The organism is Clostridioides sp. LIBA-7602, from assembly GCF_056688945.1.
The window spans coordinates 2,780,870-2,797,208 of sequence record NZ_CP196991.1 but is presented as its reverse complement, the minus strand read 5'-3'; the positions used below and the strand labels follow the sequence as shown (position 1 = coordinate 2,797,208).

Annotated in this window: 15 protein-coding genes; 14 read left to right on the top strand and 1 reads right to left on the bottom strand. The window is 30.5% G+C overall.

All coding sequences use genetic code 11. From position 1 onward, the window contains the following. Window positions 1–61 precede the first annotated feature (61 nt). Window positions 62–1,609, bottom strand: a complete 1,548-nt coding sequence (locus ACTG45_RS13310) for a nitrite/sulfite reductase (protein ID WP_479917115.1) — start codon at window positions 1,607–1,609, stop codon at window positions 62–64. Between the two features lie 283 nt (window positions 1,610–1,892). Between ACTG45_RS13310 and ACTG45_RS13305 the strand changes: the two genes are divergently transcribed. The 14 genes from ACTG45_RS13305 (at window position 1,893) to ACTG45_RS13240 (ending at window position 16,338) form a co-directional block, all read left to right on the top strand. Beyond that, window positions 1,893–2,660: an IclR family transcriptional regulator gene (locus ACTG45_RS13305; RefSeq protein WP_021385347.1), complete on the top strand. Its 768-nt coding sequence runs from the start codon at window positions 1,893–1,895 to the stop codon at window positions 2,658–2,660. A 289-nt stretch (window positions 2,661–2,949) separates the two neighbouring features. Continuing rightward, window positions 2,950–3,147 carry a 4Fe-4S binding protein gene (locus tag ACTG45_RS13300; protein WP_003416663.1) on the top strand — a complete coding sequence of 66 codons (198 nt, stop codon included), beginning with the start codon at window positions 2,950–2,952 and terminating at the stop codon, window positions 3,145–3,147. A gap of 29 nt (window positions 3,148–3,176) precedes the next feature. Beyond that, window positions 3,177–4,253, top strand: coding sequence for a 3-methyl-2-oxobutanoate dehydrogenase subunit VorB (vorB, locus tag ACTG45_RS13295; protein WP_021385349.1), 1,077 nt, complete (start codon window positions 3,177–3,179; stop codon window positions 4,251–4,253). Window positions 4,254–4,255: 2 nt separating this feature from the next. Next, window positions 4,256–4,975, top strand: coding sequence for a thiamine pyrophosphate-dependent enzyme (locus ACTG45_RS13290; RefSeq protein WP_021385321.1), 720 nt, complete (start codon window positions 4,256–4,258; stop codon window positions 4,973–4,975). A gap of 12 nt (window positions 4,976–4,987) precedes the next feature. Further along, a complete protein-coding gene (locus ACTG45_RS13285; RefSeq protein WP_021385325.1) occupies window positions 4,988–5,527 on the top strand; it encodes a 2-oxoacid:acceptor oxidoreductase family protein in 540 nt (179 codons plus the stop codon). A gap of 160 nt (window positions 5,528–5,687) precedes the next feature. After that, window positions 5,688–6,746 carry a butyrate kinase gene (gene buk / locus ACTG45_RS13280; RefSeq protein ID WP_021385301.1) on the top strand — a complete coding sequence of 353 codons (1,059 nt, stop codon included), beginning with the start codon at window positions 5,688–5,690 and terminating at the stop codon, window positions 6,744–6,746. Between the two features lie 17 nt (window positions 6,747–6,763). Further along, on the top strand, window positions 6,764–7,657 hold the full coding sequence (locus ACTG45_RS13275; RefSeq protein WP_021385300.1) for a bifunctional enoyl-CoA hydratase/phosphate acetyltransferase: 894 nt from the start codon (window positions 6,764–6,766) through the stop codon (window positions 7,655–7,657). Window positions 7,658–7,687: 30 nt separating this feature from the next. After that, window positions 7,688–8,896 (top strand): aminotransferase-like domain-containing protein, encoded by a 1,209-nt coding sequence (locus tag ACTG45_RS13270; RefSeq protein ID WP_021385332.1) that lies wholly within the window; start codon window positions 7,688–7,690, stop codon window positions 8,894–8,896. A 23-nt stretch (window positions 8,897–8,919) separates the two neighbouring features. Beyond that, a complete protein-coding gene (locus ACTG45_RS13265) occupies window positions 8,920–10,179 on the top strand; it encodes an MFS transporter (RefSeq protein ID WP_479919131.1) in 1,260 nt (419 codons plus the stop codon). A gap of 577 nt (window positions 10,180–10,756) precedes the next feature. After that, on the top strand, window positions 10,757–12,220 hold the full coding sequence (locus tag ACTG45_RS13260; RefSeq protein ID WP_021385330.1) for an alanine/glycine:cation symporter family protein: 1,464 nt from the start codon (window positions 10,757–10,759) through the stop codon (window positions 12,218–12,220). 258 nt (window positions 12,221–12,478) lie between these two features. Continuing rightward, a complete protein-coding gene (locus ACTG45_RS13255; protein ID WP_021385322.1) occupies window positions 12,479–13,618 on the top strand; it encodes a M20 family metallopeptidase in 1,140 nt (379 codons plus the stop codon). A 24-nt stretch (window positions 13,619–13,642) separates the two neighbouring features. Continuing rightward, a complete protein-coding gene (locus ACTG45_RS13250; RefSeq protein ID WP_021385355.1) occupies window positions 13,643–15,061 on the top strand; it encodes a YfcC family protein in 1,419 nt (472 codons plus the stop codon). 249 nt (window positions 15,062–15,310) lie between these two features. Next, entirely contained in the window at window positions 15,311–15,706 is a 396-nt protein-coding gene (locus ACTG45_RS13245; RefSeq protein WP_021385331.1) for a MerR family transcriptional regulator, read from the top strand. Window positions 15,707–15,783: 77 nt separating this feature from the next. Beyond that, the gene (locus ACTG45_RS13240) at window positions 15,784–16,338 is read left to right on the top strand and encodes a flavin reductase family protein (protein WP_021385292.1); all 555 of its coding nucleotides are present in this window, start codon (window positions 15,784–15,786) and stop codon (window positions 16,336–16,338) included. The last annotated feature ends 1 nt before the right edge of the window (window position 16,339 follow it).

Below are 16,339 nucleotides of genomic sequence, written 5' to 3'. Positions count from 1 at the left end.
TTACTTACAAAAAATGAGATAGCTTATAACTATCTCATTTTTTATAAGTAAACACAAAAACTTATATCTTATAATTATCAGTTATTTTGTTTAAAATATCACTATCTAAATTTATCCATTCATAAAAATTTCCTGATGAAATCTCAGATATTTTATAAAGCATTTCGGGAATATCACTAGCTTTAAAATCTCCTATAGATTTTCCTAATCTAGTTTTGCCTATCTCAAAACTTCCTCCAACAAATAATTCAAATGCATCTGTAGATACTCCATCAACACTCTTCTTTTTACCACATAAACCGATACTACCAACTTGATGAACACCACATGAATTTAAACATCCTGATATATATAATTTAGGAGCTTTATTTAAAACTTCTTCATTATTTTGTAATTTAAAGTAATCTATGATTTCATGTAACATTTTCTGACTGTTTTGTATACCCATTTGACATATTGGAACACCTATACAGGAGATACTTTGTTCTAGTTGAGAATTACAACTAATAGTCTTACTTATTTCCAATATTCGTTTTGCTTCATTTCCATTTAAATTTAAGATGTATAATCCCTCTGTCATTCCCAATCTAATCATAGGGGATTCAATATTATCTAATTCTTGAAGTAAAATGTTTAAATCTTCTGTCGACAAGATACCTCCAACAGGATGTATATATACAGTGTATAAACCATCCTGTTTTTGAGGTATCAATCTAGAATCCTGTATATCTATTTTAATACCAAGCTTTGAGTAATCTATTTGTTCAACATTGAGTTCAAGATTACCTTTTTCTTTTTCTGCTTTATAATATTCTTTAAATTTTTCTAAAAATAACTCCTCACCAAGTGTTTCAACCATATATCTAACCCTAGCTTTATTTTTATTTTCATAATTACCATAAGCCATAAAAAACTTAATCATACCTTCGACACAGTATAGTGCATCTGTAGGTTTTATAAGTTCATCAAGCTCTAAAGCAACCTTAGGTTGTTTACCTAAACCTCCACCTAAGAAAACTCTAAAATATGGTTTACCATTTTTTAAAGTAGCTACAAATCCTAAATCTTGTATGCTACAATGAGCAGTATCTGTATAACAACTAGAATAAGAAACCTTCAATTTTCTAGGCAAATTATATGTAGTAGCATTTTTGATAAAATATTTATCAGTAGCAACTGCATATGGAGTAACATCAAAGGCTTCATCAGGGTCAACTCCCGATAGTGGAGATAATCCGACATTTCTAGGATAATTACCACCTCCACCTCTAGTAAATATGTCGTTTTTTATTCCTTCTTCCATAACATCAACAATAGAGTCTATAGACAAATCATGTAGTTGTATAGCTTGTCTAGTTGTTAAGTGTATTTTATTCAAGTCATGCTTAATAGCTATTTCATAAATTTTATTAAGTTGATATTTGGATAAAACTCCAGCAGATACTCTAAGCCTTATCATAAAAGACTTTTTGTCCCTTTGAGCATAAACTCCATATCCACCAGAGAAGCCTTTGTATTGTATTTTATTTATTTCTTCATCTAAGAACTTTAAAGAATATTCTTTAAAGTTGGGTAGTTCATTTAACAATCTTTCCTTAAAATTATCCATTGTCTCACCTCATTATTAGTCTTGTATAAAACTAAATCTATTGTATAATAGAGATATATATTATTATTATCTAGATGAGATAAAAATATAACAGAACAATATCACTAGGAGAAAAAAATAAGGAAGATATAGTAAATATTTTGTTTTTATTTTATAAAATAAGTATAATATTTTTGTTTTATAAAATATAATTAAGATAAATAGATAATTTTGTAATTTTAATATATAATGTTTAGTAGAGTGTTGAAATAGCACTTAATATTCGCAGGAGGAGTACTTGTATATGGGAGAAATAATAAATGCATTAGATAGAGCCCTAGACATAATTTTGCTGTTATATCATGAAAAGAGAGAAATGGGAATAACTGAAATAAGTAAGGCTATGGGAGTATATAAAAGTACTGTGCATAGAACCTTAGTCACTCTTGAAAACAAAGGTTTTGTTATACAAAACACAGAGAATGGCAAGTATTGGCTAGGAATAAATTTATATGCAATAGGTATGGTTGTGGGAGAAAAAATGTCATTGACTGAAATAGTAAAACCATATACGAAAAAATTAAATCAAGAATTTAACGAAGTAGTTAATGTATCTATATTAGAAGAAAGAGCTCAAGATTCTCCAAGAAGTATCATAATACATAAAGAATATGGTTCAAATCAACTACTCTCAGTAAATCCTTCAGTTGGCTCCAGTAGCGAATGTTATTGTTCAGCAGTTGGAAAATGTCTTATGGCATTTAATGATTCTATAGATTTTGAAAAATATAGAAAGACACCAATACACAAGTATACAGAACATACAATTGATAATTGGGATGATATGATGCTTTTTTTAGCAAAAATAAAAGAACAGGGATATGCCATAGATGATGAAGAATTGGAACATGGACTAACTTGTATTGGAGCACCTATTTTAGATAAAGATAATAAAGCTATTGCGGCAATAAGTTTATCAGGTCCAACTATAAGAATGAGAGAAGGGGACTTTGAGTATAAAATTAAGAGAGTTATGGAAACTGCAAAAAGTATATCCGAGCTTTTTAGATAATTTTTTAACCCGAACAACAAAAAGAGGCTATATTTAAATTGTTATTTATGAATATCAGTTTAAATATGGCCTCTTTTTATTTAATCAAAAATTAAATATTCTTAAAATTTAAAATGTTGTTGAAATATATAAGCGAATGTGTTATCTTTTAATTAAGCAATACAAAAAAATAGAACGATGTTCTAAACTACAGAACAACACCAGAACATATATAATGTCTATAAAAAATATAAATATTATATATTTAAAATTAAGGAAAAAAATATTACATAAAGGGGAGATTTGAGAAATGGAAAAAGTCAAGTTGAGTGTTGAAAGATGTAAGGGGTGTTATCTTTGTATTGAAGCTTGTAAAAAAGATGCAATAAGTCTTTCTGATTACACAAATAAAAAAGGCTTTGTAACTATCAAAGTTGATGAAGAAAAATGTATTCAATGTGGCGCTTGTTACACAATGTGTCCTGATTTAGTATTTGAGATATTATAAACTATTTTTATTGGAGGGGAGAAAAAAGTATGCAGAGTTTATTAATTAAAGGAAATGAAGCTTTAGCAGAAGGTGCTATACGTGGTGGCTGTAGATTTTATGCAGGTTATCCAATAACACCACAATCAGAAATATTAGAGATGATGGCATGGAGACAAAAAGAAGTAGGAGGAGTGTTTATCCAAGGGGAATCAGAAATAGCCAGTGTAAATATGGTTATGGGAGCAAGTGCACTTGGAGCAAGAGCTATGACTTCTTCATCTGGACCAGGATTTTCATTAAAACAAGAAGGTATTGCATACTGGGTATCAGCTGGTTTGCCAGCAGTTGTAGCATGTGTACAAAGATATGGTATAGGTGATGGATTTATAGGAGCAGGTCAAGACAACTATTGGCAAGCTGTAAAAGGTGGAGGAAATGGAGATTATCATTTGATTGTATTGGCACCTAATAGTGTTCAAGAAAATATGGATATGGCATATGAGTCTTTTGAATTAGCTGAGAAATATATGCATCCAGTGCTTATACTTTCTGATGCTACAATAGGTCAAATGGTAGAACCTTGTCTAGCTCCACCAATGAAAGAGTACGATAAGGATAAAGCTCCATGGGCAGCGAAAGGAACACCTGTAGGAGAAAAAAATAAAGTTATAACTGATATAACATATTTTGAAGACCAAGATACATGGCAAAAAGGCTATATAGAAAAAATGAGAAAAGTTCAAGAAAATGAGCAAAGATGGGAAGAAATAGAGATAGAAGATGCTGATGTAGTATTTGTAGCATATGGGATTTCATCAAGAATAGCAGAAGGTGCAGTTAGAGATGCTAGAGCAAAAGGAATAAAATTAGGATTAATAAGACCAAAAACATTGTGGCCTTATCCAAGAAAAGCATTTAAAAAATTGAATGATTCATTAAAAGGTCTTGTAACAGTTGAAATGAACATGATGGCACAAATGAAGGAAGATGTAATTATAGCGTGTGATAATAGATTCCCAGTATATTCAGTAGCAACAGCTCAATATATGGCAGAAGTAAATCAATTAATAGATTTTGCTCAAGAGATTATAGATGGAAAAGCTAAGCAAGAGGAGGTATTTTAATTATGGCTAAAAAAGCACCAGCAATAATGATGTGTGAAAATATGTTCTGTGGAGGCTGTGGACATTCTATAGTCGATAGAATCATTGGAGAAGTATTAACAGAAATGGATATATGTCAAGATACAATTATATGCTCAGATATAGGTTGTAATCATATGTTTCAATTTAGTATGAATGTAGATGTTGTCGTTCCACCACATGGTAAAATGGGTGCAGCAATGGCAGCTATGAAAAGAGTTAGACCAGATAAATATATATTTACAATAGCTGGAGATGGTGGAGCTTATGCGATAGGGCTTGGGGAAACTATGTCAGCTGCTACTAGAAATGATAATGTAATATTTCTTGTTATGAACAATAATATGTTTGCAATGACTGGAGGTCAAATGGCTCCAACTACTATAGAAGGTCAATATACAGCTTCTACTCCAAATGGTAGAAATTACGCAGATCATGGTTCAACATTTGATGTTGTAAAAGTTATGGGCAATTTGGATATAGCGTATCTAGCAAGAGGAACAATAACTAACCCTAAAGAAATAAATACAACAAAAAGATACATCAAAAAAGCACTAGAAAAACAAAAAGAAAAGAAAGGTTTTTGCTTAATAGAAGTACTTGTACCATGTCCAACAAACTGGGGATTAAAGCCAGTAGATGCAATGAAGAGAATCGAAAATGAACTTGTTCCAAAGTATCCACTTGGAGAATTTATTGATTAGGGAGGAAATGATATGTTAAATGAAATCATATGTGCTGGTTTTGGAGGACAGGGAGTTCTTACAGCAGGAAAAATTATAATGTATGTTGCATATAAAGCAGATAAGAAAATTACATGGTTCCCATCTTACGGAAATGAGATGAGGGGAGGAAGTGCAAATTGTAATGTTGTTGTAAGCGATGAAAAAATTGCAAATCCTTGTGTAAAAAATCCAGATATATTATTGGGAATGAATAGTGTATCAGTGGATAAATATGAAAGTTTAATGAAAGCAAATGGTTATATGTTTGTCAATGAATCATTAGTAAGTAAGGATAGAAAATATAGAGAAGATATTAACGTTATAAAAGTACCTGTTACTGAAATTGCACAAAATTTAGGTAATGAAAAAGCTGCTAACATTTGTATGCTAGGAGTTATGGTAAAGAATTTAGACTTATTTACAAAGGAAGAATTTGAAAGTGGAATGTGTGAATACTTTGAAAATCAAGGAAAAGGCAAGTTTAATGCCAAAAATATAGAAGCATTTGAAGCTGGGTACGATTATAAGTGAATATTTTAAATATTTAAAATAATTATTGAAATACTTATTTTTATATGTTAGTATTTAATTAATAAAATATAGAACGTCGTTCTGAGTAGCGGTACAAAGATTTTTTAAACCTTAAAATAACAGAACGATGTTCTACATAGTGAAACTAGGGGGTGTTAAATTGAAAATTCTAGTAATAAATCCTGGTGGTACATCTACAAAGATTTCTATTTTTCAAGATGAAAATGAAGTTTTGAAAAAAAATATAACTCATACAAGAGAAGATTTAAAAAAATTTTCTAAAGTATTTGATGAATATGACTATAGAAAAAAATTAATAGTGGATATTTTAAATAGTGAGAATCATAGCATAAATTCCTTTGATGCGGTAGTTGGTCGTGGTGGACTTATGAAAGCTATAAAAGGCGGCACTTATACTGTGAGTGAAGAAATGATTGATGACATGAGAAGTGAGATAAATGGAGAACATGCATCGAACCTAGGTGCATTATTGGCTAAGACTATAGCAGATGAAATAGGAGTACAATCATTTGTAGTAGACCCAGTTTCTGTAGATGAGTTTGATGATGTATCAAGGGTTACAGGAATTTCAGATATAGAAAAAGCTAGTTGGTTACATGCATTAAATCATAAAGCTGTTTCAAGAAAAATTGCACAAAAACTAGGTGGGAAATATGAGGATTATAACTTTATTGTAGCTCATCTAGGTTCAGGAATATCAATTGTAGCACATAAACAAGGAAAGATGATTGATGGAAGTGGTGGAAGGTCTGATGGACCATTTTCTCCAGAAAGAAGTGGTGGATTACTTGCATATCCTCTTGTAGAGTTATGTTACTCTGGAAAATATACTCATGATGAAATGGTAGCAAAAGTAAGTTCAATTGGAGGAATGTACGACTATTTAGGTACAAAAGATATGATAGAAATTGAAAATAGAATTAAAGATGGTGATAAAAAAGCAAAACTTATAATGGATGCATTTATTTATCAAGTAGCAAAAGAAATCTCTATGTATGGAGCTTCACTTTCAGGGAATGTAGATAGAGTTATCTTAACTGGGGGGATATCACATTCGGAAATGGTAATTAGAGGAGTCATAGAAAGAGTTTCATATTTGGCACCAGTAGAGATAGTTGCAGGAGAAATGGAGATGGAAGCACTTGCTCTTGGAGCACTTAGAGTACTTAAGGGAGAAGAAATAGCAAAAACTTATTAATATTTAGGAGAAAGAGTATGTTAAAAGATTTTAATAATTTATTAGAAGAGGCTAAAAAGCTTGAACCTGTTATTGTAAGTGTTGCTGTTGCAGAAGATAAAGAAGTATTAAAGGCTGTGAAATCAGCAACAGATTTAAACATTATAAAGCCTATTCTTGTAGGAGACAAAGAAAAAATAGAAAGTATATCAAAAGAAATTGGATTAAAAGGTCACGAAATAATAGGATGTCAAAATCCTGATGAATCAGTTAAAAAAGCTGTAGAGATAGTTAAAAATAAGGAAGCTAAAGTTCTTATGAAGGGATTAGTAAATACGAGTGTCTATATGAGAGCTATATTAAATAAAGAAACTGGTCTTAGAACAGGGAGATTATTGAGTCTACTTGCAGTATATGAATTACCTCAATACCACAAACTTCTTTATTGTACTGATAGTGGTATAAATGTATCACCAAATTTAAATCAAAAAAAAGATATAATGATAAATGCACTTCTTACTATGAAGAGTATAGGCATGGAAAATCCTAAAACTGCCATACTTACTGCAAATGAAATGGTAGACCCTAAAATACAATCTACTGTAGATGCTAACTTACTTGTAGAAATGGAGAAATCAGGAGAAATACCAAATTGTGTAGCTGAGGGTCCAATAGCATTTGATGTGGCATTTGATGCACATGCAGCAGAACATAAGGGCATTAAAAGTAATATAGCTGGTGATGTTGATTTGTTAGTATTTCCAAATATAGAAGCGGGAAATATATTAGGAAAATCATGGCTTAGATTTAATCAAGCTAAGTGGGCAGGTATAGTTTTAGGAGCAACAAATCCAATAATTTTAGGTTCACGTTCTGATACAGCTGAAATTAAAATAAATTCAATAGCATTAGCATGCTTAGCATCACAATAAGAAATTATTATTTAAGGAGGATAAATTATTATGAAATATGCAAAAAGAATGGATATGGTAAAAGCTTCAGCTATAAGAGCTTCTCAAAAGAAAATAGCTCAGAAGGTAGCAAGTGGTGGTACTGTTATATCTTTTGCTGCAGGACTTCCTGACCCAAATTTATTTCCAATAGAAGAGATAAGTGAAATAACTCAAAAAGTACTTAATGAAAGAGGCAAGTTTGCTTTAGCATATGGACCTACTAAAGGTGAAGATGAGTTATTAGAACTATTAGTAAAAAGAATGAAAGAAGAGGAAAATATTGATACAAAAGCAGAAAATATAATAATAACTACTGGTTCACAACAAGGTATATCTCTTAGTGCTATGATTCTATTAGAAAAAGGAGACATAGTAGTTACAGAAAATCCAAGTTACTTAGGTGCAATAAATGCATTTAGACCTTATGAATGTGATTTTTTAGGAGTAGATACTGATGATGAAGGAATGGTAACGGATGATTTGGATAAATTATTATCTGAAAATTCTAACATAAAGGTAATCTATGTAATACCAACATTTCAAAATCCTACAGGAAAGACATGGTCTCTACAAAGAAGAAAAGATTTTATGGAAGTCGTGAATAAATATGATGTCATAGTTATAGAAGATAATCCTTACGGAGAAATAAGATTTACACCAGAGCCTCTACCTACACTTAAATCTCTTGATACTAAAGATAAAGTATTGTATCTAGGTTCATTTTCAAAAGTATTATGTCCAGGATTTAGAGTTGCTTGGATGTGTGGTAATGTAGATATCATAGATAAGGCAGAACTTTTAAAACAAGGTATAGATTTACAGTCAAATCAATTTTCTCAAGTACAAGTAATAGAATTCTTAAAGAAATATAATTTAAATAAACATATAGAAAAAATAAGAGCTGAGTATAAAAAAAGATGCTTGTTGATGTTAGATGCTATGAAAAAACACTTTCCAGAAGAAGCTAAATATACAGAACCAGATGGAGGAATGTTCATATGGGTTGAGCTTCCTGAAAGTATAAATGTAGATGATTTACTAGACAAAGCTATTGATGCTGGAGTTGCTTATGTTTCTGGAGAATCATTCTTTGCAAATAATGGACCAAAAAACACTATGAGACTTAACTATACAACAATGTCAGAAGAACAAATAGTTAATGGAATTCAAATACTTGCAGAAGTTATAAAAAAAGAACTCAATTATGCTTGTGAATAAATATAAAAAGTGAGGGCTTAAATATGGGAGAAAAAGGGAACGGTATAAAGTTTGGAAAGTTAATGTTTCAACTTGTTATTATAGCAATATCTTGGGAATTAGTTTATATTATACCATTTATCCAATATACATTATATGATCCAATCTTAAAAGCATTAGAGTGTACAAATACTCAACTAGGTTTTCTACTTACGATTTATGGATTAGGGAATATATTTGGAGCTCCTATAGGGGGTTGGTTAGCAGATAGATTTGATTATAGAAAGATAATTTTAGGTTCTATATTTCTTAATGGATTAGTATCATTTGCATTTGCATTTAATATGAACTATCCGTTTGCAGTTGCAACTTGGGTAGGTTGTGCAATAACATCATTAGTTATGAACTATCCTTCTATGGTAAAGATACTTAGAGTTATAGGAAAAGATAATCAAGGTAAAGTTTATGGATTCAATGAAGCTATGGTTGGAGTTTCTGGAGTAGTAATGGGAGCAATATTCTTATATATTTATACATGCTTTTCAACTCCTGTATTAGGTATGAGATGGGTAATGATATCTTTAGGAATATTATCAATAGCAATGTGTCCAGTATTATGGTATGTAATTAAAGATGTAGATATTAGAGAAGATAAAGAAGAAGTAAGTGAAAAAATGTCTGCTGGTGATTTTATGACAGTACTAAAATCACCAAATACTTGGCTAGTAGGAATAAGTATATTCTGTGTATATTCATTCACAGTTACAATGTCTTATTTTACACCATATATAACATCAGTACTTGGAGGCTCTGTAGCATTGTCTGGGGCATTAGCAATAATAAGACAACATGGTCTAAAATTATTTGGAGCGCCATTTGGAGGATATTGTGCAGACAAAGTGAAATCACCTACAAAAGTACTTTTACCAATATATGTATTTGGTATAGCAGTAATAGTTTTATTCCTAGTATTACCTGCATCTACTCCAATGACTATATTTATAGCTTTAACATTTGTAGTAGGTATATTAGGCTACATGGGAAAAGGTATATACTATGCAGTTCAAGATGAAGTAAAAGTTCCAGTTAAATATTCAGCAACTACTATAGGTATAGCTGCAGCTTTAGGATTTTCACCAGATGTATTCCAATTTGCATTGATAGGACACTGGATAGATACTTATGGTAATAAAGGTTACACATATACATTTATATTCCAGATAGCAATTCTAGTAATTGGTATACTATCTTGTTTATATATATTAAAAGTTAAGAAGAGAAGAGAAAGTAAGTTAGAAGCATAAGCATTGTAAGAATACCAAAATATTAATTTTTATAGCAATACTTAAAGTTTAAAGTGTAAAATATCAAAATGTTATCAAGTTTCTAGGTTTTAGTATAAAGTTACCCCTAAAGGTTTGGAATTGAGTGGCAATTATCATCTATTTACATATTTACATAAACCTATTTAATTTAAATCTTAAAAAAATTTAAAAAATAGGTGGTAATTGTACTCAATTTTATACCTCATAATAAATACGAAAATTTAAAATCTAACTATATGCTATTCAATTATATATTAATAATTGTATATTGTACTATTTATATAATAACAGTTTCAGGCTTTTCATTACATGTATTCCAATTTATATTGTTTGATTATTTGTCAAATACATATCGTTAAAAAGTTTATAAATTTATGTTTATATATCAATTAATATTCTTAATTTTAAAAATAAATATTTATAGTTTGTGGATTAAAAATAATATAAATAGAAGATAGATTTTTTAGATATATATGAGTTAAAGATTATATAAAATATTGAAACATAGCTGTTTAAATTATTGTCTATAAATATAAAATGAATGGTGGTGAGTTAAGTGACCGATTTAGTTAACACCATTAATGGAATTGTTTGGTCACCTGTATTAGTTGCAATGTGTTTGTGTATAGGATTATATTTTTCACTGAGACTAAGATTTTTTCAAATAAAAGATGTAAAAGAAATGTTTACTCTTTTACTTGAAGGAGATAGCTCTCATGTTGGAATATCCTCGTTTCAGGGTTTTGCTACATCTATGGCTGGAAGAATAGGAACTGGAAATATAGCTGGTGTAGCTGTGGCGATAGCAATGGGAGGACCGGGAGCATTAGTATGGATGTGTATAATGGCTACATTAGGATCGGCAACTGCATTTGTAGAATCCACTTTAGCTCAGATATATAAAGATGAGCATGATGGACAGTACAGAGGAGGCCCTCCATATTACTTTGAAAAAGGTCTTGGTTGGAAAAAATGTTCAATTTTATTTTCAGTAGTCGCAATAGCAAGCTATACATTTTTTATGCCTGGTACACAATCAAATACTTTATATCTAGCAATGAATCAAGCATTTGGATTTTCAAAAATGACAATAGCAGTTACATCTTCTATTGCACTAGGGATAATAATTTTCGGAGGAATTAAAAGAATTGGTTTATTTGCTGAGAAAGTAGTACCTATAATGGGTGGAGCATACCTTATTATGACATTAGTAATAATCATAGCAAATATAAATTTGGTTCCAGGAGCTATTATAACAATGTTTAAATCTGCATTTGGATTTGGTTCGGTTTTTGGAGGAATGTTAGGTTCAGCAATATCTTGGGGAGTAAAACGAGGTATATACTCAAATGAAGCAGGAGAAGGTTCTGGAACTTATGGTGCAGCAGCAGCAGAAGTAAGTCACCCAGCCAAGCAAGGACTAGTACAAGCTTTTTCTGTTTATGTAGACACATTATTAATATGTATGGCCACAGGTATTATGATTATAATAACAGGCATGTATAATGTTACAGATGTTTATACAACTTTACCAGGTGTAGAACCAGGACCACAATATGTACAGAGTGCAATAAATACATTACATCCTCAATTAGGTGATATTTTTATAGCAATAGTTTTACTACTATTTACATTTACAACATTATTAGCATTCTCATACATGATGGAGACCAATGTATCTTATTTAGTAACTAGAATCAAAGCAGAAAAGCACGAAAAGTACATAATTAATGTCTGTAGATTTATGCTTATAGTATGTGCAGCAATGTGTTGTTTTATAGAACCACTTACAAGTTGGGCACTTGGTGATATATGTATAGGTGTATTAACATATATAAACTTAGTTGGTATATTTACATTAAAAAAACCAGCTATAAAAGCATATTATGATTATCAAAGGCAGAAAAAGATGGGAATAAAAAGGAACGATAGAACTTTTAATCCTATAGAATTGGATATAAAAAATGCTGAATTTTGGGAAAATAAGTGCATAAAAGAGAATAAGAATGGGTTAAATTAAAGATAATTTATAGAGCTTTATATATATTTTATTTTAGTTTTTATAATAAACTCAAATATGAATTCAATGTTATGTATACTAGAAAGTTGAATATTCATTGAGTTACTATATTTTACAGTGATGCTATGACTATATTTTATGATAAATCTAATCGTAGTGTCACTGTAAGTGATTAGATTATAGGTTCAATATAGTGAATTAAAGTTTATAATAGAATACAATAACTAACAAATAAATCTAGTGGGAGGTAAGATTGATATGAAAGAAAAAATAATACAAGTGGCGGATTTAAAGAAAGAAAAGATTTTAGGTTTATGTCAATCTCTATATGATGAGCCAGAAATTGCTTTACAAGAATATAAGTCTGCTAAAAAAATAGCTGAATTTTTAAGAGAAGAAGGTTTTGAGGTTGAAGAAAATTTGGCAGGTATGGCAACAGCTTTTAAAGCAACCAAGAAAAATGGCGATGGTCCTAGAATAGCCTTTATAGCAGAATACGATGCTCTTCCAGGTAATGGTCATGCATGTGGCCATCATTTGATAGCTTCCATGGGAGTTGGAGCTGGAATAGCTCTTGCAAGTATACTAGATACTTACAAAGGAGAGGTAAGTATAATTGGGACACCAGCTGAAGAAACTGGAGATGGAAAACCTTATTTAATAGAACATGGAGTATTTGATGGATATGATGCAGCAATGATGATACATCCAAATTCAAAAACTTGTGTAACACCAGAAATTATCGCAATAGGGGGATTAGATTTCATATTTACTGGAAAAGCATCTCATGCAGGAGCTAAGCCATATAATGGAATAAATGCTTTGGATGCAGTAGTATTATTATATAATAATGTGAATGCATTGAGACAACAATTGGTAGATGGAACTAGAATACATGGTATCATACTAGAAGCAGGAACTGCTGCAAATGTAATACCTGACATGGGGAAAGTAAGACTAGAAATACGAGCAAAAGAGCAAGACTACTTTGATGAGGTAGTTGAAAAAGTAAAAAATTGTGCTAGAGGAGCTGCAATAGCTACTGGTTGTGAACTTGAGTTTTACCATTTTGAGCCAACTTGCCAAGGCTTAAATGCAAACAAGGTTTTAACAGGTATCTTTACAAATATTATGGAGGAATTTGGTATATATGATGACGATGACCAGGTATTATTAGGTTCGACAGATATGGGAAATCTAAGTCAAATGATACCATGTATACACCCTTTAATGAAATTCTCTGAAAATTGCGAAGAGCTACATACAAAAGAATTTTTGAAAGCTTCTATGAATCCATATGCAAAAAATAGAGTGATTGATGGTATAAAGATATTGGCCTTAACAGGATTTAGATTATTTGAAAATCCAGAGTTAATTGAAAAAATGAAAGAGGAGTAGATTTTAAATAGAGGGGACTTTACTATGACTAATAAAACTGAAGGCAAAAAGAGAAAATTAACATTCCCAGATGCATATGTTTTGATGATAGGTCTTATAATATTTGCAGCCGTAATGACCTATATTGTTCCTTCTGGAACATATAATAGAGTTGAAGATTTAACTACTGGAAATATGCTTGTGCAAGCAGGAAGTTTTAAATATGGAGAACAACATCCAGTTAGTATAATGGATGTATTTAGAGCTATACCAAGTGGGCTTGGAAAAAATTCTGTTACAGTTTTCTTTGTACTTATCATTGGTGGTGCATTTGGTATAGTGAATTCTACTGGCTCACTAGATGCTTTGATTGGAAGAGTTATTTCTAAAAGTCAGGGAAGCAAAAAAGGTGAGATTATAATTACATGCTTAGTATTGACTTTTGGGTTAGCTGGTGGAGTTGTAGGTATGTATGAAGAATGTATTGCATTCTTGCCTATATTAATGACTTTATGTATCGCTTTAGGATATGATGCTTTAGTTGCTGCAGGTATTTTACTTCTAGGACTTGCATCAGGTTATGGTTCAGCTACTATTAATCCTTTTACTGTGGGATTGGCACAAGGTATTTCTGGACTGCCACTTTTTTCAGGAATGTGGTTTAGATGGATATTTTGGATTTGTACTATGATTTTACTTTCAACATATATAATTTTTTATTGTAAAAAAATAAAAAGAGACCCAAGTAAAAGTTTAGTATCAGATATTGATTATAGTAATTGGAAACTAGATGAGTCATCTGTCAAAGAAAAATTGTCTGCTGGAAATATTAGAGTATTAGTTACATTCTTTGGCGGTATACTTGCTTTGATGATATTGATTGTAAAATTTTCTTTGGGCATGTCAGATTTATCAGCTTATTTCTTTGCTTTAGGAATTTTATGTGGAGTGGTATATGGTATGAGTCCAAATAAAATTGCTTCTGGATTTGTGAAAGGTATGCAAGATATGGTTTATCCAGCTATTTTGATAGGATTTGCATCTAGTATAGTAGTTATATTAGAACAAGGAGTAATTTTAGATTCGATAGTTCATGGATTGTCGCTGGTATTAAATTATGTTCCTAGAATTTTTAGTGGTGGAGTAATGATGATTATGCAGTCTGTAATTAATTTCTTTATACCTTCAGGCACTGGTCAAGCTATGGTGACAATGCCTCTTATGGCTCCACTTGCAGATGTTATAGGCATACCTAGACAGGTTGCAGTATTAGCTTATCAAATGGGGGATGGATTTGCAAATGGGATAGTTCCAACACTTGGAGTTCTTATGGCTGGTATATCTATTGCTCATGTACCTTATACAAGATGGTTTAAATTTGCATCAAAGATAATACTTATGGAATTAGCATTAGGGTTTATATTTTTGATGATTGCAGTACAGATTAATTTAGGTCCTTTTTAAAGTGTTAAAAAATATATTTATATAATTTTAAAATAAAATATATTGGGATTAAACATAATTAAATTATAAAATTTATAATATAATAAATTACATTTAAGTATAGTCTCTAAAACAAAAGGTGAACTTTGTATAGTTCACCTTTTTGATTTACTTTTTTAATTTATAAAAAAAATTCTTAAAAAGACTTGACTTGAAGTTAACTTAAGGTTGTATATTAAAAAAAAGATAATTATAAGGAGTGTGATGCTTATGACAATTAAAGAAGCTTCAAAACGTACTGGAATATCAGTCGATAATTTGCGTTATTATGAAAGGATTGGTTTGATTCCACCTATTCCTAAAAATAAATCTGGAATTCGTGATTATGATGAACGTGCTATTCATTGGATTGAGTTTGTGATGAAGTTTAAAAAAGCAGGTGCTTCTTTAGAAGCTATTATTGAATATGTACGACTTGCATGTTCTGATGATGATACAAAGGAAGTCCGTAGAGAAATATTGGTGGAAGTAAAGGAAGATTTGACTACACAGATTAGTAAACTTCAAGAATGTTTAGATGTTGTTGAGTATAAAATTGAAAATTACTATAATCTGTGTGACCCTGTAACACAAAAAATGGTTAAGGAGTGGAAAGAAAAGCATTAATATAAAAAATAGTACTTGACCTTAAGTTGGGTTAAGGGAATACAATATAAAAAATAAAAGAAAAGAGGTAATTATATATGAAAAAAGATTTAGGTTCTGTAATAGGACTATATCCTACACCATTAGTAGTAGTTGGAGTAGTAATTAATGAAAGACCTAACTGGATGTTAGTAGGACATTTAGGTATTATTGGACATGACCATATTATGATAAGTTTAGCAAAATCACATTATACGAATAAAGGAGTTAAAGAAAGCAAAGTACTTTCTGTAAATATTGTAGATGAATATATGTTGTCAAAAGCAGATTATGTTGGTTGTGTAAGTGGAAGTAAAATTGATAAATCAAAAGTATTTGAATACGAAATAGGTAACGAAGGTGCACCACTAATAAAAGAATCAAAATTAAACATGGAATGTTATGTAGATGATATTTATGAAACAAATGGATTTGAAAATTTTATCTTAAAAATAAGTCATACATATGCAGCTGAAGAAATTTTAAATGAAGAAAGTAAAATAGATTATGATAAATTAAAACCAATTTTATTTGAAATGCCTGGATATACATATTTAAAAACAGGAAATACAGTCGCTAAATGTATGACACTTAAAAAGAATGAGGGGGAATAGA